This window comes from Curtobacterium phyllosphaerae, assembly GCF_049341865.1.
Classification (GTDB): Bacteria; Actinomycetota; Actinomycetes; order Actinomycetales; family Microbacteriaceae; genus Curtobacterium; species Curtobacterium phyllosphaerae.
On sequence record NZ_JBMPIU010000008.1, the window covers coordinates 39,605 to 57,699 of the forward strand.

Annotated in this window: 18 protein-coding genes; 7 read left to right on the forward strand and 11 right to left on the reverse strand. The window is 71.6% G+C overall.

Translation table 11 applies throughout. The features are described from left to right. Positions 1 to 50: 50 nt before the first annotated feature. The 4 genes from ACO0E0_RS13840 (at position 51) to ACO0E0_RS13855 (ending at position 3,862) form a co-directional block, all read left to right on the forward strand. Positions 51 to 1,457 carry a glycosyltransferase 87 family protein gene (locus tag ACO0E0_RS13840; RefSeq protein ID WP_422872023.1) on the forward strand — a complete coding sequence of 469 codons (1,407 nt, stop codon included), beginning with the start codon at positions 51 to 53 and terminating at the stop codon, positions 1,455 to 1,457. Next, positions 1,454 to 2,617 carry a GTP 3',8-cyclase MoaA gene (moaA, locus tag ACO0E0_RS13845; RefSeq protein WP_422872024.1) on the forward strand — a complete coding sequence of 388 codons (1,164 nt, stop codon included), beginning with the start codon at positions 1,454 to 1,456 and terminating at the stop codon, positions 2,615 to 2,617. Before ACO0E0_RS13840 ends, moaA begins: the two co-directional genes overlap by 4 nt. 2 nt (positions 2,618 to 2,619) lie before the next feature. Next, positions 2,620 to 2,934 (forward strand): hypothetical protein, encoded by a 315-nt coding sequence (locus ACO0E0_RS13850; RefSeq protein WP_422872025.1) that lies wholly within the window; start codon positions 2,620 to 2,622, stop codon positions 2,932 to 2,934. Positions 2,935 to 3,502: 568 nt separating this feature from the next. Then, positions 3,503 to 3,862 (forward strand): hypothetical protein, encoded by a 360-nt coding sequence (locus tag ACO0E0_RS13855; RefSeq protein ID WP_422872026.1) that lies wholly within the window; start codon positions 3,503 to 3,505, stop codon positions 3,860 to 3,862. On the opposite strand, the gene ACO0E0_RS13860 is transcribed toward ACO0E0_RS13855, so the two are convergent. The 7 genes from ACO0E0_RS13860 to ACO0E0_RS13890 form a co-directional block, all read right to left on the reverse strand. Then, complete coding sequence (locus tag ACO0E0_RS13860; protein ID WP_422872112.1) at positions 3,837 to 4,877, reverse strand: ABC transporter permease; 1,041 nt, start codon at positions 4,875 to 4,877, stop codon at positions 3,837 to 3,839. The two genes, ACO0E0_RS13855 and ACO0E0_RS13860, sit on opposite strands and share 26 nt — an antisense overlap. After that, positions 4,877 to 5,884, reverse strand: a complete 1,008-nt coding sequence (locus ACO0E0_RS13865; protein ID WP_422872027.1) for an ABC transporter ATP-binding protein — start codon at positions 5,882 to 5,884, stop codon at positions 4,877 to 4,879. Before ACO0E0_RS13865 ends, ACO0E0_RS13860 begins: the two co-directional genes overlap by 1 nt. Positions 5,885 to 6,242: 358 nt before the next feature. Further along, complete coding sequence (locus ACO0E0_RS13870) at positions 6,243 to 7,286, reverse strand: ABC transporter ATP-binding protein (RefSeq protein WP_422872028.1); 1,044 nt, start codon at positions 7,284 to 7,286, stop codon at positions 6,243 to 6,245. A gap of 82 nt (positions 7,287 to 7,368) precedes the next feature. Beyond that, a complete protein-coding gene (locus tag ACO0E0_RS13875) occupies positions 7,369 to 8,181 on the reverse strand; it encodes an ABC transporter permease (RefSeq protein WP_422872029.1) in 813 nt (270 codons plus the stop codon). After that, on the reverse strand, positions 8,178 to 8,993 hold the full coding sequence (modA, locus tag ACO0E0_RS13880) for a molybdate ABC transporter substrate-binding protein (RefSeq protein ID WP_422872030.1): 816 nt from the start codon (positions 8,991 to 8,993) through the stop codon (positions 8,178 to 8,180). The genes ACO0E0_RS13875 and modA overlap by 4 nt, the downstream gene beginning before the upstream one ends. Then, on the reverse strand, positions 8,990 to 9,403 hold the full coding sequence (locus ACO0E0_RS13885; protein ID WP_422872031.1) for a TOBE domain-containing protein: 414 nt from the start codon (positions 9,401 to 9,403) through the stop codon (positions 8,990 to 8,992). Before ACO0E0_RS13885 ends, modA begins: the two co-directional genes overlap by 4 nt. A gap of 40 nt (positions 9,404 to 9,443) precedes the next feature. Then, positions 9,444 to 10,526: a ThiF family adenylyltransferase gene (locus ACO0E0_RS13890; RefSeq protein WP_422872032.1), complete on the reverse strand. Its 1,083-nt coding sequence runs from the start codon at positions 10,524 to 10,526 to the stop codon at positions 9,444 to 9,446. A 138-nt stretch (positions 10,527 to 10,664) separates the two neighbouring features. Here ACO0E0_RS13890 and ACO0E0_RS13895 point away from each other — a divergent pair, with 138 nt between their 5' ends. Then, complete coding sequence (locus ACO0E0_RS13895) at positions 10,665 to 12,347, forward strand: glycosyltransferase family 39 protein (RefSeq protein ID WP_422872033.1); 1,683 nt, start codon at positions 10,665 to 10,667, stop codon at positions 12,345 to 12,347. Between the two features lie 73 nt (positions 12,348 to 12,420). On the opposite strand, the gene ACO0E0_RS13900 is transcribed toward ACO0E0_RS13895, so the two are convergent. The 4 genes from ACO0E0_RS13900 to ACO0E0_RS13915 all read right to left on the reverse strand — a co-directional run bounded on the left by ACO0E0_RS13900 (position 12,421) and on the right by ACO0E0_RS13915 (position 16,533). Next, complete coding sequence (locus tag ACO0E0_RS13900) at positions 12,421 to 13,356, reverse strand: 4-(cytidine 5'-diphospho)-2-C-methyl-D-erythritol kinase (RefSeq protein WP_422872034.1); 936 nt, start codon at positions 13,354 to 13,356, stop codon at positions 12,421 to 12,423. Positions 13,357 to 13,453: 97 nt separating this feature from the next. Then, positions 13,454 to 14,494 (reverse strand): LLM class flavin-dependent oxidoreductase, encoded by a 1,041-nt coding sequence (locus ACO0E0_RS13905; protein WP_422872035.1) that lies wholly within the window; start codon positions 14,492 to 14,494, stop codon positions 13,454 to 13,456. A gap of 118 nt (positions 14,495 to 14,612) precedes the next feature. After that, on the reverse strand, positions 14,613 to 15,569 hold the full coding sequence (locus ACO0E0_RS13910) for an ATP-grasp domain-containing protein (protein WP_422872036.1): 957 nt from the start codon (positions 15,567 to 15,569) through the stop codon (positions 14,613 to 14,615). Between the two features lie 121 nt (positions 15,570 to 15,690). After that, positions 15,691 to 16,533 carry a helix-turn-helix transcriptional regulator gene (locus tag ACO0E0_RS13915; RefSeq protein WP_422872037.1) on the reverse strand — a complete coding sequence of 281 codons (843 nt, stop codon included), beginning with the start codon at positions 16,531 to 16,533 and terminating at the stop codon, positions 15,691 to 15,693. A gap of 101 nt (positions 16,534 to 16,634) precedes the next feature. Between ACO0E0_RS13915 and ACO0E0_RS13920 the strand changes: the two genes are divergently transcribed. Next, positions 16,635 to 17,372 (forward strand): SDR family oxidoreductase, encoded by a 738-nt coding sequence (locus tag ACO0E0_RS13920; RefSeq protein ID WP_422872038.1) that lies wholly within the window; start codon positions 16,635 to 16,637, stop codon positions 17,370 to 17,372. 111 nt (positions 17,373 to 17,483) lie between these two features. Further along, positions 17,484 to 18,053: a VOC family protein gene (locus ACO0E0_RS13925; protein ID WP_422872039.1), complete on the forward strand. Its 570-nt coding sequence runs from the start codon at positions 17,484 to 17,486 to the stop codon at positions 18,051 to 18,053. Positions 18,054 to 18,095 lie beyond the last annotated feature (42 nt).

Below are 18,095 nucleotides of genomic sequence, written 5' to 3' on the forward strand. Positions count from 1 at the left end.
TGTCCACGCGCCCGCACGGCGTCCGTCCTGTCGCTCCCGGATCCGGCAGCGTGCCAACCGTACTCGCCGCGGTGGCCGTCCTCGTGCTGGCGGGCATCGTCGCCGTCGGTGTCACGCATCTGGGCTACCTCCACAAGGGCGTTCGTCAGTCATTCGTCGCGTGGACCCTGATCGCTTGGGCGGTCTTCGCCGTCGCGGTGCTCGTGCTGCGGTTCGTCCCACGACGGGCGTCGACCTGGCTGGTGCTCGGCGGCGCCGTCGTGCTCGGCCTCGCAGCGCTGTCCGGACCGCCGAACACCAGCTCCGACTCGGCCCGGTACGCGTGGGACGGCATCGTCCAGCTGCACGGACTGTCCCCGTACCTGCACGTCCCGACCTCGCACGTGCTCGCCGGCATCCGGCCGGACTGGTTGTTCGGGCACCCGACGTCGACCGCCGTGCCGCAGTACGACGGACCGACCTACTGTCCGGGCGACCGGATCCAGACCGGACGCGACACCGTCACGAACGCACGTCTCTGCACCCCGATCAACCGACCGGACGTGCCGACGGTCTACCCGCCGATGGCGGAGCTCTGGTTCGCGCTGGTCCGGAGCGTCGTCCCGGTGACCGCGACGTACTGGCCGATGCAGGTCGCGGGACTGCTCGTGTCGCTCGGGGTCACCGTCGGGCTGCTCGCGGTCCTCCGCCGAGCCGGTCGGGCACCGTGGTGGGCGGCGCTCTGGGCGTGGTGCCCGCTCGTCGCGTCCGAGGCGGTGACGAACTCCCACGTCGACGTCCTCGGCGCGGCACTCGCGACGGCCGGGGCGGTGCTCGTGGCCTTCGGACGACCGATCTGGGGCGGGATCGCGCTCGGTGCCGCGACGAGCACCAAGCTCATCCCGGCGATCGCGTTCGTGCCCCTCCTCGGACGCGCCCGGGGGTGGCTGTCCGCGCTCGTCGGGGTCGTCCTGTTCGGCGTGCTCTACGTGCCGTACGTCCTCTCCACCGGCGTCCAGGTCCTCGGCTACCTGCCCGGCTACCTCAGCGAGGAGGGCTACGACGACGGCTCCCGCTTCGCGCTCCTGTCCCCCCTCCTGCCGGGGAAGGCCGCGATCGTCGCCGTCCTCGCCGTCGTGCTCGTCGCCGCGGTGGTGGCGTGGCGGCTCGCCGACCCGGCCAGGCCGTGGAGCGCCGAGGTGCTCCTGATCGGCGTCACGTTCTTCGCGCTGACCCCGCGCTACCCCTGGTACGCGCTGCTCCTCATCCCGTTCGTGGTGCTGTCCGGCCGGTGGGAGTGGCTCGCGCTCGGCCTCGCGATCGCGCTCCGGCAGCAGTGGCCGTCGGCGGACGCGTTCCGGTGGTGGCTCGTCGCCGCGATGGGCGTCATCCTGGTCGTGACCGTCCTGCGGACCCCGCGCTCCGAGTGGCGCCGCTGGGCGGATCTCCTGTTCCGCCGACGTATCCTCGCTCCATGACCATCGACCTCGGCATGCCCGGCCGGGGCATCGGGAACGGGACCATCCGGACCGGGTCGGCCCGCGCCTCCAGTCCGGCCGCCGTGTCGCGTCCGACGGTGGTCGGCAGTCCGGACGGAGGGCCTCGGCACCTCCCCGACGTCGGTCCCCGACCCGACGTGCCCGGTCTGGTCGACCGGTTCGGCCGCCACGCAGTCGACCTGCGGGTGTCGCTCACCGAACGCTGCAACCTCCGCTGCACCTACTGCATGCCGGCCGAGGGGCTGCCCGTGTCGCCCTCCGACGCGCTCATGACCGCCGCCGAGATCGAACGGCTCGTCCGGATCGGCGTCGAGGACCTCGGGGTGCGGAAGGTCCGGTTCACCGGTGGCGAGCCGTTGCTCCGCGCGGACCTGGTCGAGGTCATCGCGCGGTGCGCCGCGCTGCCGGACCGTCCGGAGCTCTCGTTGACGACGAACGCGATCGGGTTGGCCACCCGTGCGCAGGCCCTCGCCGACGCCGGCCTCGACCGCATCAACGTCTCGCTCGACACCGTCGACCCGAAGCAGTTCGCGACGATGACCCGGCGGCCGTTCCTCGACCGTGTGATCGCCGGGGTGACGGCGGCGCACGAGACCGGGATGTTCGTCAAGGTGAACGCCGTCCTGCTCCGCGGCGTCAACGAACTCGCCGCGCCGGAGCTCCTCGACTGGTGTCTCGCCCGCGGGTACGAGCTGCGGTTCATCGAGCAGATGCCGCTCGACGCCGGGCACACGTGGGACCGGTCCTCGATGGTGACCGCCGCCGAGACCCGGGACCTGCTCGCGACCCGGTTCCGGCTCACGTCGCACGACGCGCCCCGTGACGGCGCCCCGGCCGAGCGGTACGACGTGCGTTCCCCCGAGGGCACCCTGCTCGGGACCGTCGGGATCATCGCCAGCGTGACGGAGTCGTTCTGCGCGGACTGCACCCGCACAAGGCTGACCGCGGACGGCAAGGTCCGGAGCTGCCTGTTCTCCGACCAGGAGACCTCGGTCCTCGACGCGATGCGCGCCGGGGCGTCCGACGTCGAGGTCGCGGTGGTCTGGCAGCGTGCGATGTGGGCGAAGCCGCGGGACCACGGCGTCGACCGTGCGGGGTTCGTCCAGCCGGCGCGGTCGATGTCGGCGATCGGCGGTTGAGCGTGACGACGATCCGGTTCTTCGCGGCGGCCAGGGCTGCCGTCGGGGTCTCGTCGGTCGAGGTCTCGTCCGCCGGGGCCTCCGCAGCCGGGGCTTCTGCCGCCGGGGCCTCGCTCGCCGGGGCCTCGCCCGCCGGGGCAGCCGCCGCCACGCTCGGGGACGCACTCGCCGCGGTGCAGGCGTCGGACCCGGCACGCTGGGAGTCGCTGCAGGAGCGGTGCTCGTACCTGGTCGACGGCATCACGACGAAGGACCGGACGACGTCCCTGGCCGGAGTGGAGCTCGTCGACGTCATGCCCCCGTTCGCCGGGGGCTGAGCGGGGCGCTGGTCCGCGTGCGCAGCAGCCGCCGAGCGTGCACTTCCCTTCCGCGTGCGAGCCGTGGCCACCGAGCGTGCACTTCCGCCGCGTCCCCGCGGCCCCCACGCGGCGAGACTGCACGGTCGCCGGTCGGCCCCCTCCGTCCCTGGTCGAGTCCCACCGAGCGTGCACTTCCGCCGCGTCCCCGCGGCCCCCACGCGGCGAAACTGCACAGTCACCGGTCGGCCCCCACCGTCCCCGGTCGAGCCTCCACCGAGCGTGCACTTCCGCCGCGTCCCCGCGGCCCCCACGCGGCGAAACTGCACGGTCACGGATCGGCCCCCTCCGTCCCCGCTCGAGCCCCCGCCGACCGTGCAGCTCTTCCGCCCACGAGGGGGTGCCGAACTCTCAGCACGGACACGCAACCCGAGTTCGTGCCGACGGTGGCCAACGTTCCTGCGGGGGGGCGTCGAGGTCAGCCGAACAGGCGCATGGGTCCCGACGTCGTGAACGCGCGCCGCGCCTCCAGGGCGAGCGGGCAGGTGGCAGGGATCCGCGATCTGGGTACTGCTCCACGGCCTCGGCGATGGCGATGGCGATGGCGATGGCGATGGCGATGGCCCGAGCTACCCGCTTGTTCAGTTCCGTCACCGCTCTTCGCGAGTGCCACCCCGGCTTCGACACCGGATCTGACCCGAATGCAAGGCTGCAGCCGCCCGAGAGCACCAGAGTTGGCCGTGTAGATCGAGAGCGGCTCGTTGTCGTCAGTGAGCTGATGCGCCCTGTTGATCAAACTGCCTTCATCGGGGACAAGTGTCTCGAGCCGCAGGAGCTATTCGCTGAGATGCTCATCGGCTTCGGACCGGATGTTCGTGAGGCAGAATGGTCAGCCTGTGAGGAGGTGCCGGTGAACCTGCGCATCACAGGTCACCCTGATCCCACTTGAACAACCGCGCGGCGAGAAGTGCGGCCGCTACAGCGACTGCCGCCATCATTGCCCACAACCAGTAGACAGAGATGAATGGTTGCGTTCCAGCAATGTCCGCCCCGACGGCCTGCATGAACCACGTGCTCGGGAAAGAATAAGTGAGGTAGCGAACAAAATCCGGGAAGATGTGAAGTGGCACGATGGTCCCGCAGCTGAATATGACGATGACCGGCAGGAATCCAGTCACTTGCGCTATGACATCGGGATTTGTTGCCCGACTCGCCACAAGGTAAGCAAGCGCGAACATCATCGCGAGTCCCACAATGAGGGTGATCGACAGTCGTACAATACTCAGCGACTCTACATACCCTTGACTCCAAGCGATGATGAGGACGACGATTGCCTCGGCGATGCCGAGCGCGAATCGTACCGGGCTCTGGGCGAGGATGAACGCTGTCCTACTGACCGGAGTCGTGCCGAGGAGCCGGAGAGTACCTCGTTGCCGTAGCGTCACCAAGGGAACGGAAGTTCCCATGAACGCGACAGCCATGAATCCGGTCACCAGAACCGTCGCGAGGTTGGTGCGCAGCACGTCCGGCTCGGGCGTGCCATCGGAGCCTGTGACGAGGATGTCAGCCGAGGGAATCCCTGTCGAATGCACCACAGCGACGAGCTGTTTCCAGGACGGCTTGTGTTTCCCGACGAGTGCAATCGTCGCGCGGTGCTCACCGATCGTGATCTTCGCCGTCACAGACTGATCGTCGGCGGCTCGTACCACAAGGTCGTGGTCGCGTAACGCCGTCACGACTTGCGCGCTGTGCTGGCCACCCGCGACCGACACGACAGGGGCAGGCCGGCCGCCATTGACCGAGAAATCAACCCCGACGATCACGACCAAGAAGAACAAGAAGGAGAACATCAAGCTGATGAAGCTCTTCACGTTCCGGAACACCTCACGTGTGCTCAGCAGCGTCAATTGCTTGAACGCGGCACGCCCTGCATGCCGCACCTCGGTGCTCGAAGCTGTTGTCATCACCGATTCCCCTTCATCGCTGCATCCCTATCAGTGCGCCGTTCGTCCGGCAGCTCGGCGAGCCGCAGGAAGATGTCCTCGAGGCTTCCGGCACGGACGTTGAGCTCGCGGGCCCGGAGCCCGCGGGCGAAGGTCACTCGACGGATCAGCGCATCCGGGTCACCGGTCGTGACGTGCACTCTGACGCCTCCCCGGACGGCTTCGGACGTGTAGGGCTGTTGCAATGCCTCCGCGAGGTCGTCATCCGACACAGTCGTGGCGACGGTGAACGCGACGTCGCTGACGCTCGCGTGCTGGCGGATGAGCTCGTCAGGGCTGTCCATCGCGGCCAGGCGTCCGCCGACCAGGATGGCGACGCGATCGCAGACCGAGGTCGCTTCGTCCATGTGGTGTGTGGACAGGACGATCGTCGTGCCACGGTCGCGAAGGCCGTAGATGACATCCCACAACGCTTGTCGTGCAGCAGGATCGAGACCCGCAGAAGGTTCATCGAGGACGAGGACCTCAGGGTCCGCGACCAACGCCACGGCGAGCAACAGGCGTCGCGTCTGCCCACCGGACAGACGCTTCGCGCGCTCGGCGGCCTGATCCGAGAGACCGACCTCCTCGAGGATCTCCCCGACCGGCCGAGGGCGCTCATGGAAGGACGCGAAGAGTTCGACCGTTTCCTCGACGGTGAGCGTGTCGAACAAGCTCGCCGACTGCGGCTGCACAGCGACTCTCCGTGTGATCGCGTCACGATCGGTCGAGGGGTCGTGTCCCAGCACTCGGATCACGCCACCGGTGGGGCGCTGCAGTCCCACCATGCACTCGATGGTCGTCGTCTTGCCGGCACCGTTCGGCCCGAGGAAGCCGAAGACCTCACCGCGCCGGATGTCGAGGCTGAGATCGCTGACCGCGGCGAAGTCACCGAAGGTCTTGGCGAATGCCTGCAGCTCGACGACGACGTCCCCGTGCCTCGCGGACGCCACCGCCTCGTTCCTGTCCTGCCCTGTCTCGCTTCGCATGTGCCCCTCGCTCGCAGCTGCGGACGGCCGTTCCCCAGTGAGAATGCCTCGATGATGCGCTGGGTGAGATGTTCACCACTGATACACAAACATCTGTTGGTCGGAGGCTAGCGGAAGGACTTCGGGCCGCGCAAACCCAGCTCGCGCGGACTGTGGATGGAGCTCCGGCAGTGTGTCGTGGACAAGCGCGCGGGGCGATGCTCGGCCAGCGCTCCTCGATCCGGTAGCGGAGACACTCGTCCATCCGGATGGTCGCGAGGAGCTCGGCCGCACGCGGGTCGGTGGGCCGGACGATCTGGTGGTGCGGCACGGTCCCAGTCCGGATCGCCGCGGGTGCTCGAGCGGTAGCGGCACGCGGTCAGGCGCGCGCTGTGGAGACGGCCACCTCGTCGGCCGGGAGGCCCACGGTCACCACCGCACCGGCCGTCGCGCCCGCCTCGTGCACCGTTCGCACCGTCGCGTCGACGACGAACTCCCCCGCGACCACCCGGACGAGCCCGTCGCGGGGTTCGAGCCGGTCGACGCTGCGTTGGACGACCGTCCCGTGCCCGCAGGGATTCGCGGAGCCGAGTACAGCACCCGTGGAGGCAGGGGCGGGCCCGGCACCGCCGCCGATCAGCCGAGCTGCCGTCGGGTGGTACGCCGCGATGGCGGCCCTCCCCGGTACTGCATCGACCTCGGCCGCGACGACGAGCGTGCCGTCCGCGAGCACGATGCCGTCTGCGTGCGCGGTGCCCCGGAGCAGCGCGAGCCCGGAGAACGCCGCACCGAACCCGCTGGTCGGCCGATGGAGCACGGTGTCGACGGGTCCGGCCTCCACGACCCGTCCCGCCTCGAGCACCACGACGCGGTCCGACAGGGTCATCGCCTCGAGCGGGTCGTGCGTGACGAGGAGCGCGCTCCGTCCGACGAGGGCCTCCGCGACGGCCGCGCGCACCTCGACCCGCGCACCGACGTCGAGCGCGGAGGTCGGCTCGTCGAGGAGCAGGAGCGCGGGGTCGGTGGCCACGGCCCTCGCGATCGCGATCCGCTGCGCCTGTCCGCCCGAGAGCGTGCCGGGACGCCGCGCCGCCAGGTGGTCCGCCCCGACGGTCTCGAGCGCCGAGTGGGCTCGCACGTGCGCCCTCCGACGGGAGGCACCGCTCGCCCGCGGCCCGTACGCCACGTTGTCGAGCACGGACAGGTGGGGGAAGAGCGCCGGGTCCTGACCGACGAGGCCGATCCGACGCCGGTGCGCGGGGACCCGGACCCTCCCCCCGGCGAACACGGTCAGTCCGCCGAGCACGACCTCGCCGTCGTCCGGTCGTACGAGCCCCGCGACGACGTCGACCACGGTGGACTTGCCGGCGCCGTTCGGGCCGACGAGCGCCACCGTCTCCCCGTCGCCGATCTCGATGTCCACGTCGAGGTCCCGGGCAGCGAGCCGGACCCGGATCCGTCCGCCCGCGGTCACAGCAGCCCCCCGGCAGTCGCGGAACCCGTGCTCACGCGACACCGACCCGTCGCCAGCGCACCGACGACACCCCGATGACCAGGATCGCCACGACGACGAGCACCAGCGCGAGGGCGACCGCGGTGTCCGGGTCGATCTCCCGCTGCAGGTAGATCTCGAGCGGCAGGGTCCGCGTGACACCCTCGAGGCTCCCGGCGAACGTCAGCGTCGCCCCGAACTCGCCGAGCGCCCGCGCGAAGCAGAGCACCAGACCCGACACGATCCCGGGCAGCACCCGCGGAGCGGTCACCGTGAGGAACGTCCGCGTCGGCCCGGCGCCGAGGGTCGCAGCGATCCGCTCGTACCGCCCGCCGGACACCCGGAGCGCTCCCTCGACCGCCGTCACGAGGAACGGCATCGCCACGAACGTCTGCGCGATGACGACCGCGGCGGTGCTGAACGCGATCCGCACCCCGTGGTCGGCGAGGAACGACCCGATCGGACCGATGCGTCCGAACGCGGCGAGGAGGGCGAGTCCGCCGACGACCGGCGGGAGCACGAGCGGGAGCAGGACGACGGCGCGGAGCACCCCGATCCAGCGGGCGGTCGACCGGGCGAAGACGACCGCGAGCGGGAACCCGAGGAGGAACGACGCACCGGTCGCCGCGGCCGCCGTCCCGACGCTCAGCCCGAGCGCGGTGAGCGAGGACGAGGAGGTCACGAGACCGGTGAACGACGCCCAGTGCACGTTGCCGATCATCGCGAGGACGGGGACGACGACGAACAGTCCCCCGACGACCGCCGGGACCGGGAGCCACCAGGGCAGCGCCGTGCGGACGGCACCGGACGGGGCGGGCGTGGTCACGGCTCCTGGAAGCCCGCCGTCCGGAGCACCCCCTGTCCCGTCGCTGACAGCACGTACGCCATGAACGACTTCGCGAGCGCCGGGTCCTGCGACTCCCGGAGCACGCCGATCGGGTAGGTGTTCACGGCGTCCTCGCTCGCGGCGAACGGCACCCCGTCGACCTTCCCACCGGCGCCCTCGACGTCGGTCACGTAGACGAGCCCGGCGTCGGCCTGCCCGGACTCGACCTTGCCGAGGACGTCGGTGACGGACTGCTCCTCGCTGACCGGATGCAGTGTCGTCCCGGTCGCCGCCTCGACCTTCTGCGCGGCCGCGCCGCAGGGCACGGGCGCGGCGCACACGACGACCTGGAGGGCCGGGTCGGCCAGGTCGTCGAACGTCGTCACCTTCTTCGGGTTGCCCGGCGCCACGGCGATCTCGAGCACGTTCTTCGCGAAGTCCCGCGGCGAACCGGCCGCGAGATCGGAGGAGGAGAGCTTGGCCATGTTCGCCTGGTCCGCCGCGGCGAACACGTCGGCGGGCGCCCCGGCCTGGATCTGCGCGACGAGGTCGCTCGACCCGGCGAACGAGAACCGGACCGTCGTCCCCGGGTGCGCGTCCTCGTAGCGCTTGCCGAGGTCGGTGAAGGTCCGCTGCAGGGAAGCCGCCGCGAACACCGTGATCTCGCCGGTCGGCCCGGCGGACCCCGACGAGGACGCCGAGGCAGCCGGTGAGGACACGCCCGACGGACCACCAGAGGAACAGCCGGCGAGCGCGAGCATCGCCACGACGGCGGCAGCGACCACCACGAGCGGGCGGGCGGCGCGGATCATGCGGTTCCCTCGTCCGGTGCCGCCTCGACGACGACCATCGTCGCCTTGACGACCGCCACCGCGACGGAGCCGACCTCGATCCCGAGGTCGCGCACCGCCTCCGCGCTCATCAGCGACACGACCCGGTGTGGTCCGCACTGGAGTTCGACCTGGGCCATCACCCGGTCGGCGACGACGTCGGTGCAGATGCCGACGAACCGGTTCCGGGCCGAACTGTGCACCCCGGACGCCGGGTCCGCGAGCTGCGTGGCCCGCTCCTTGGCGTGGAGCGCGAGTTCCCGGCCGTCGACCACGGCTCGTCCAGCATCGTCCGCGAGGCGGCTGAAGGTGCCCCCGTCGACGAGTCGTCGGACGGTGTCGTCGCTCACCCCGAGGTAGGTCGCCGCGTCGCGGATCCGCAGTTGCGTCATGATGCGATGATCCTACCCGCAGGAGCGGAACGGAACGTGGTCAGGGCTGCGTGACGGGGACCAGCGGCCGGTCCTCCCGCAGCCACGCCTCGACACCGCCGTCGAGCACCACGACGTCGCGCCCGAGCCCGGGACCGCGCGCCCATGCATCCGCCCGGGGTCCGCGCGCGCAGTAGACCACCACCGGCACGCCGTCCGGCAGGTCGGCGGGGACGACGCTCCCCGTGATGACACCGCCGGCACGCTCCGCCGGGGTCCGGACGTCGAGGACCGCGAGCGGTGCACCGGAGGCGAGTCGGGCCTCCAGCCCGGCCGGTGACACGAGCGTGACCGGACGCTCGGACGGGAGGCGCGGCGGACGACGCGACGTCGGCCCGCGTCGCAACGGGCTGGCGACCACGGTCCACGTGGCTGCGTCGACGGTCAGGACGCGCCCGAGGAGCGGCTCCCCGACGCCGGTCGCGAGGGCGACGACCTGCCCCGCCACGATGCCGCCGAGCATCGTGCACAGGCCGGCGAGGACGCCGTCGACGGCACACGAGCCCTCGTCGACGAAGGGGTCGGGGTGCAGGTCGTGGAAGTCGACGGCGCCGGACGGAGCACCGTCCCAGAACACGGCGACCTGGCCGTCCGTGCCGAGCGCCGACGCCCACACGAACGGGACCCCGGCGTCGGCGCACGCGTCGGACACCGCGCGGGTGACGTCGACCCCGTCCGCGGCGTCGACGACCACGTCGTGTCCGGCGACGAGCGCGGGTCCGGTCTCGACGTCGAACCGGCCGACGACCGCTCGGACGTCGAGCTCCGGGTCGACCAGGCGGGCCCGTGCCGCCGCGGCCTCGGCCTTGGGCGCGCCGACGTCCTCGGTCGTGAAGAGTGTCTGCCTGGCCAGGTTCGACACGTCGACGACGTCCGGGTCGACGACGGTCAGGCGACCGAGCCCGCTCCCGGCGAGGAGCGCGACGACCGGCGAGCCGAGGCCACCGGCACCGACGACGAGCACCCGGAGCGCGGCGAGCCGGCGGAGCCCGACGTCCTCGACTCCGTGGAGTGCCGCCGTGCGGGAGCCGAGCCGGCGTCGCGCGGCCGACAGGGTGCCGACGGGTTCGACGAGGGGGTGCACACGGCCATTATCCGCGCGCCACCCGACCCCGCACCGATCCGGGGCACCGCAGACGTCGGAGAACCGGCTGTGAACTCTCAGCGGACGGATGGTGTCGTCGTGAGCAGTTCCCCAGTCCGGGTGCGTACCGTGCCGCATGTGACATCTCCGCAGACCGGGCGCATCGGCGTCCAGCGACCGACCCCGATCTCGGCGCCCCGCACTTCCGTGCGCGCGGTCGCGTCCGCTCTCGGCGCCGCCGCGGTCCGCGTCCCGGAGGTCACGGTCGGGGCCGCCGCGTTCGCGGTCTCCGCCGCGTTCGCCTGGGTCCCGTCACTCTGGTACGACGAAGGCGCCACCGTCACGAGCGCGACCCGGTCGTGGCCGCAGCTCTGGGCCGAACTGCACAACGTCGACGCCGTGCACGGTCTGTACTACGTGCTCATGCACATCTGGTTCTGGCTCGTCGGCTACACGCCGATGACCCTCCGGCTCCCGAGCGCCCTCGCGATCGCCGTCGCGGCGGGCCTGGTCGTCGCGCTCGGCCGACGTCTCGGCGGGCGTCGCCTCGGCATCGCCGCCGGCGTCGTGTTCCTCGTCCTGCCACGGGTCGTCTGGGCGGGTGGCGAAGGTCGGCCGTACGCGACGATCACGACGCTCGCCGTCGGTCTGACGCTCGTCGGTGTCGCCGCCGCCCGACGGGCCCGGCCGGGCGTGCCGTGGTCCCGCGTCGGCCTGGCCTGGTGGGTCGGGTACGGGCTGCTCGCCACCGTCGCGGTCGTGTTCAACGTCTACCTGGCGCTCGTGGTCGTGTCGCACGCCGTGACGCTCGCGTGGACGCTGCTGTCCCAGCGGGCGTCTGCGCGTGCCACCGACCGCACCGCCGGCGTCACCACCGGCTCCGAGGGCCCCGCACCGATCGTCACCCGAGGGCTCGTCCGGAGCTGGTTCGCGGCGGGTGTCGGCGCGGCCGTCCTCGCCGCCCCGGTGGTGGTCGAGGTCATGGCCCAGTCCAAGCAGGTCGCGTGGATCGGCGGCATCGGCTGGGCGACCGTCCGACAGGTGTTCTCGACGGCGTGGTTCGGCGGCTCGATGCTGTTCGCGGCGACGGCCTGGGTCTGCATGGTGCTCGCGGTCGTGCTCGTGGTCCGAGCCGTCCGGAAGCCGGCGGTCACGGCCCGCGACCTCGTCCGCGCCCAGGCGCTCCGGGTGGTCCTGCCGATCGTGGTCGTCCCGACGGGCGTCCTCCTCGTCGTCACCGCGCTCGGCAAGCACCTGTACTCCCCCAAGTACGCCACGTTGAGCCTGCCGTTCGTGGCGCTCCTCGTCGGACTCGCCCTCACGGCGATCCGGCCCCGCGCGGCGCTCGTCGTCGCGGTGCTGGCCATCGTCGCGGTGTCGATCCCCTCGACCATCGCCGTGAAGACCCCGCACGCCAAGCAGGACTCCTACTGGGCGAACGCGGCCGCGATCGTGGAACGGCAGCGAGCGCAGACACCGGACGCCGACGAGGGCGTCATCTACGGCTCCGTGTGGAAGCACCCCACCACGACGACGCAGATCATCCGCGATGCCTACCCCCGGGCGTTCGCCGGCATGACGGACCTCGCGGCGACCACGTCCGGCGCGGAGACCGGTCGCCTGTGGGACACGAACGGCGACATCGCCACGACGGTGCCCGCCCGGCTCGGCGACATCGACACGGTCTGGTACCTCGGGTCGAAGGCCCGGGACATCCAGCCCGACGTCACCTCGACGCTCGACGCCGAGGGCTTCCACGTCGCCGGGTACTGGCGCACCGGCTCGGTCGTCATCACCGAGTACGCCCGCGCGCCCCGCTGACCCACTCCCCCGCACCCGACGCGTCTGCGCCCGACGCGCCTGCACCTGACGCGCCTGCACCCGACGCCCCGCGCTACCGCGGCACGACCCGGGCGCCGTGCACCGGCCCGGTCGCCCGGACGACGCTCAGGCCGGACGCGCTCAGCGCCACCTGGACGTCGAGTGCGGCGTCCGCGTCCGCGACCAGGAACGCGACGGTCGGCCCGCTGCCCGAGACGATCCCGGACAGGGCACCCGCGCGCTCCCCGAGTTCGAGCGTCGCGGCGAGGTCGGGCTGCAACCGCATGGCCGGCGCCTGCAGGTCGTTGTGCAGGCACTCGGCGAGCAACTCCGGGTCCCCGGCACGGATCGCCTGGAGGACGTTGGCCTCGACGTAGGGCATGTCGTGGACCGGCGCGATGTCGGTCCGGTAGCGGTCGCGGTGCTCGTCGAGTGCGGTGTACACCGCCGGGGTGGACAGCCCGTAGTCGGACAGCACCAGCACCCAGTGGAACTGTCCCTTCGCGAGCGCCGGACTCAGTTCGTCCCCGCGACCCGTCCCGATCGCCGTCCCGCCCGCGAACGCGAACGGGACGTCGGCCCCGAGCTCCGCCGCGATCCGGAGGAGTTCGTCGCGACCGAGCGCCGTGCCCCAGAGCGTGTCGACCGCGAGCAGCGTCGCAGCAGCGTCCGCGGACCCGCCTCCCATGCCGCCGGCGACCGGCACTTGCTTCTCGATCGTGAGCTTGACCCCGCCGGTGTACGAGGCCGTCTCGGCGACCATCCGCGCGGCTCGCAGCGCCAGGTTCGAGTGGTCGACGGGGACGTCCGACGTGTCGATCGGACCGGTGAAGCGCACCGAGAAGTCGTCGGCGAGTTCCGCGGTGACGTCCTCGTACAACGAGACGGCCTGGTAGGCGGTGGCGACGTCGTGGTAGCCGTCCGGCTGGAGCGCCCCGACGGACAGGTAGACGTTGATCTTGCCCGGTGCTCGGGTCCGCACCCTGGTCTGCGACTCCGGCAACGTCATGCGACCAACCTATATCGGGTGCTGTGCAGGTTCCGCATGCCGTCCCGCCCGCCAGGCGCCGGTCGCCGCGTCGCTCCGGCAACGGTCGCTGCGTCGCTCAGGCGCTCGGTGCCGTCGCGCTCCGGAGCAGCGGGATGACCTGCTCCCCGAACCGCTCCATCTCCTCGAGCTGCGGCGAGAACTGGAGCAGGAGCGTGTCCACCCCGGCGTCCTCGAACTCCCGGATCCGCCGCGCGACCTGGTCCGGGGTCCCGACGAAGCCCGGGCGGAGTCCCCGGTTCGACACCGAGTAGTCCTCGAGCGAGGGCACCCGTTCGAGCTGCGACTTCGAGATGAAGTCCTGGTACGACTCGTAGGCTGCGCCGTGCTGCACGTCGGTGATGCGGGCCAGCTCGGCGAGCGCCTCCTCCTCGGTGTCGCGGACGATCGCGTACGCGGCCATCCCGAACGCCTCGAACGGCGGCAGACCGGCGCCGACACGGCGCTGCCGCATCTCGGCGATCTTCGTCCGGAGCTCCTCGACGGTGCCGCCGTGCGTCACGTAGGCGTCGGCGTACTCGGTGATGCTCGCCTTGCCGGCCTCCGACTCGCCGCCGGCGTAGATCCGCGGCTGCACGCGGGGCTTGGGCTCGAGGTGGGCGTTCTCGACCGTGTAGTACTCCCCCGAGAACGAGTACGGGGTCTCGTTCCAGAGCCCCTTCATGATCGCGACGAACTCCGCCGTGCGACGGTACCGGTCGTCGTGCTCGGAGAATATCCCGCCGTACTGCCGGGCCTCCTCGGCCCACCAGGCGCTCACGACGTTGAACGTGAACCGGCCGCCGGAGATGTCGTCGATCGTCGCGGCCTGCTTCGCCGTCACGGCGGGCAGGTGGTACCCGGGGCGCATCGCCGCCATGATCTCGAGCTTCTCGGTGGTCGCCGCGATCGCGGCGGCGAGGGCCCAAGCCTCGAGGCTCGGGGCAGCGGTCCCCTTGATGTCGTTGAGGTTGAGCTCCGGCACCAGCGTCAGGTCGTACCCGACCTGCTCCGCCCGCTGCGCGAGCTGCTTGACGTAGTCGAAGGTGACGGGCATCTGCTCGTCGTCGACGTTGCGGAGCCAGCCGCCGAAGAGCGGGGTCCAGTATCCGAATCGCACGTGGTTCTCCCGGGTCGTGGTCGTGTGGTGGGCGCGTTCCGGTCGGGAGGCGCGGGACGAGGCCGCCGCGTGCCTCCAGTCCGGTGCGTGGTCGGGTCCGTCTGCCGGACCCGCGCGGTCAGGCCGTCAGGACGGCCTGTTCGGCGGCCAGCAGGCCACCGAGGTACTGCGCGACGGTCCGCGGACCGGAGACGGGGCTCGTCTCCTCGACCGCAGGGTTGTAGTTCGTGTTCGTGTTGATGTCGTACACCACGTGGCGTCCGTCGACCGTCTCCATGAACTCGATGCCCGCGACGCCGATGCGGTTGTCGGCGAGGAACGCCTCGAGGCGCTGGACGAGCGGGTGCGACGCGGTCACGTCCGCGCGGATCGAGAACGGGTCGGCCGCGGTCGTGCCCGGGATCTCGCAGGCGTCGGCGGGGCAGAGCTCGAAGCTCCCGGCGCTCGTGTCGACCTTGACCGCGTACACGAACCGGCCCCCCACGAACTCGATGCGCGTGACGAAGGGCTCGGTGGCCACCAGGTACTCCTGGAGCAGGGTGATGCCGTCGACCGGCTCCTCGAACTCCGGGCTGACGACGTACGTCGAGAGCTCGGCGACGGAGTCGAACCGTCGGACCCCGAGCCCCTTGCCGCCCTGGTTGTGCTTCGTGATGAACGGCTGGCCGGGTGCTTCGGCGGTGAACCGTCCGGCCGCGCGGACGAGGTCCTGCGTGCCGAACACGGCCGTCGTCCGCGGCACGTCGAACCCGGCGTTCCGGAGCAGGCCGTGCTGAGCGACCTTGCTCACCTCGAGCTCGAGGACGCTGCTGCCGTTCACCACGGTGCGTCCGGCGCGCTCGAGCCACCCGAGGACGGCGCGGGTGTACTCCTTGGCGTGCTCGTGTCCGCGCGTGTGGCTGCTCGCCGACATGCGCGACCAGTAGACGCCCGGCTCCGGGTCGGCTGCGAGGTCGATCGAGCCGTCGGTCAACAGGAGTTCTCCGACCGGGACCCCCTCGGCCTCGAAGGCGGCCGCGAGCGGCGGGAACCACTCGGGGTTCTCGTGGATGACGTACACGCGCGGAGTGCTCACCGGTTCAGCCTAGGCACGAGCCCTGAGGAGCGCGGTGGGAGGCCGTCACACGGTGCAACACGGCCGGTCTGCGCCGTGCTCGTGCGGCGCATGGAGAACTCGACCGGGGTGGGCGGCAAGGTCAGGGGGCGAACGTCTGCTGACCGACCACCCCGAGCAGCGCGAGCTTCTCGGCGTCCGAGGACCCGGGCGGTGCTGTGAAGAGGAGCAAGGCCTGCGCACGGTTCTCCGTGAGGAGCACCTGACAGTCGACCTCGATGCGACCGAGCTCCGGGTGCACGAAGGTCTTGTGGTCGCTCCACCGCGTCGCTACCTCGTGCAGCGCCCACGTCGCGACGAACTCCTCGCTCGTGCGCTCGAGCGCGGCGATGAGGTCCGCCGCCCGCCGGTCGCCCGGACCAGCGGCGCCGACGGCCGCACGGAGGGTGGCGACCTGCACGCGCTGCAAGTGGTCGTGCTCCTCGGGGGCGTACCGCGCGCGCTCGGCCGGGTCGGTGAACCAGCGCCAGACCTGGGACCGGGCCGGGCCGGTGAGCTCCGCCGCCGAGCCGAGCAGTGCGATCGCCAGCCGGTTCTCCACGAGTGTCTCACCGAGGTCACTCACGATGATCGCGGGGGTGTCCTCGAGGCGGTCGAGCACCCGGAGCAGTGCGGGGGCGACGTGCTCGTCGCGTCGGACCCGGACCGGCGCGTTGTGCCCGGCGATGCGGAACAGGTGGTCCCGTTCGTCGAGGGTGACGCGGAGGGCCCTGGCGATCGCGGCGACCATCTGCTCCGAGGGCTGCGGTCCACGCTGCTGTTCGAGCCGCGTGTAGTAGTCGACGCTCATCCCGGCGAGGGCGGCGACCTCCTCGCGGCGGAGCCCGGGGGTCCGGCGTCGAGGACCCTCGCCGAGCCCGACGTCCTCCGGGCGCAGGAGTTCGCGGCGGCGGCGGAGGAAGTCGGCGAGGGCAGGTCGGTCCACGACTCGATCATCGCCCGTCCGGCGCATCCGAGCCAGGGATCGCGGGTCCCCCGATCGGCGCACTCTGCCCCCGCGGCGGCGGCTGGGCCATCGTGGTGGACATGGACATCTCGAACAGCACCGTCTTCATCCCCGGCGCGACCTCGGGCCTCGGCCTCGGGCTCGCCCTCCGCCTGCAACAGGCCGGCAGCACCGTCGTCATCGGTGGTCGGCGTCAGCAGCTCCTCGACTCCCTCGCAGCCGAGCACGGCTTCGACACCGTCCTCGTGGACGTCGCCGACGCGGCGTCGATCACCACCGCGGCCGCCACGGTCCTCGAGCGCCACCCGGACCTCGACGCACTCGTCACGATGTCGGGGATCATGCGCGACGAGGACCTCCGCGATCCCGCACACATCGACGAGGCCGAGGCGACGATCACCACGAACCTCCTCGGGACGATCCGACTCATCGACGCGTTCCTGCCCCACCTGCTGACGCGTCCGGCAGCGACGGTCATGACGGTCACGTCGGGTCTCGCGTACACGCCCATGGCGGGTGTCCCGACCTACAACGCGACGAAGGCCGGCGTGCACGCGTACACGCTGTCGCTCCGCCAGCAGCTCGTTGGGTCGGACGTCGAGGTCCTCGAACTCGTGCCGCCGGCCGTCGCGACGGACCTCCGCGGTGCCGGCGTCGACTTCGGCGGGATGCCGTCGTCGGACTTCCTCGACGAGGTCGTCGCCCTCCTCGACGCCGGTGCGTCGCCCGAGATCCTCGTGCAGAACGTCCTGCCGCTCCGGTGGTCGGAGCGCGACGGCACCCAGGCGCAGATCATGGCGGCAATGGCCGGACACTGAGGCGCACTCCGGCGATCCAGCCTGGAGGGGCGGTCCGAGCGGGCGCACGGGCGCGGCCCCGGTGGGCATCGCATTGGGTATGCCTCCAGGTCGGTCTCGGAGGATCGATCCATGAGCGCGCGACTCCACGAGACCCTGTCGACCCCGGGCTGGTGGCGCGCGTCGGGGACCGGCATCGCCGTCCTCGCGATCGCCATGCTCGTGCTGGTGCTGGCGGCCCCGGTCACCCCCGACAGGCCGGCATCCACCTCCGATCTGGTCATCACCTGGGTCGTCTCGCTGATCACGGCGGCGGCGGGTGTCGCGGTCAGCGTCGCCACCATGACGGTGACCGTCGACACCGCGGTCGAGATCCGTCTCTGGCCGTTCTACCGCCGGCGCGTTGCGTTCAGGTCGGTCGAGCGCGCGGAGCGGATCGACATGCGGGCGACGTGGTCCGGCGGGTGGGGCGTCCGAGTCGGGCTGGGCCAGGGCACGCTCGTGCTCCTCGACAACGGCCCCGGTGTCCGGCTCCGGCTCACGGGCATGCGCGACGTGTCGTTCCGGACCGACGACCCGGAAGCGGTCCTCGCAGCGCTGGCGGCGCACGGCGTGGACGCGACGGCGGGCCGCAGCGCCGGGCAGACGGTGCGTACCGTGCGCGAAGCATCACCGGAGCCGCGGAGTTCGGGCGACGGGTGATGCTCCCTGCGCATCTCGGCGTGCGTGATCCGGGGTGGCTGA

Bases quoted from the DNA above. Each gene is read 5' to 3' on its own strand.
- ACO0E0_RS13900 (WP_422872034.1), bottom strand. From the start codon at position 13,356: ATGACGTTGCCGGAGTCGCAGACCAGGGTGCGGACCCGAGCACCGGGC.
- ACO0E0_RS13865 (WP_422872027.1), bottom strand. From the start codon at position 5,884: ATGCGAAGCGAGACAGGGCAGGACAGGAACGAGGCGGTGGCGTCCGCG.
- modA (WP_422872030.1), bottom strand. From the start codon at position 8,993: ATGATCCGCGCCGCCCGCCCGCTCGTGGTGGTCGCTGCCGCCGTCGTG.
- ACO0E0_RS13885 (WP_422872031.1), bottom strand. From the start codon at position 9,403: ATGACGCAACTGCGGATCCGCGACGCGGCGACCTACCTCGGGGTGAGC.
- ACO0E0_RS13855 (WP_422872026.1), top strand. From the start codon at position 3,503: ATGGCGATGGCGATGGCGATGGCGATGGCGATGGCCCGAGCTACCCGC.
- ACO0E0_RS13920 (WP_422872038.1), top strand. From the start codon at position 16,635: ATGGACATCTCGAACAGCACCGTCTTCATCCCCGGCGCGACCTCGGGC.
- moaA (WP_422872024.1), top strand. From the start codon at position 1,454: ATGACCATCGACCTCGGCATGCCCGGCCGGGGCATCGGGAACGGGACC.
- ACO0E0_RS13925 (WP_422872039.1), top strand. From the start codon at position 17,484: ATGAGCGCGCGACTCCACGAGACCCTGTCGACCCCGGGCTGGTGGCGC.
- ACO0E0_RS13860 (WP_422872112.1), bottom strand. From the start codon at position 4,877: ATGACAACAGCTTCGAGCACCGAGGTGCGGCATGCAGGGCGTGCCGCG.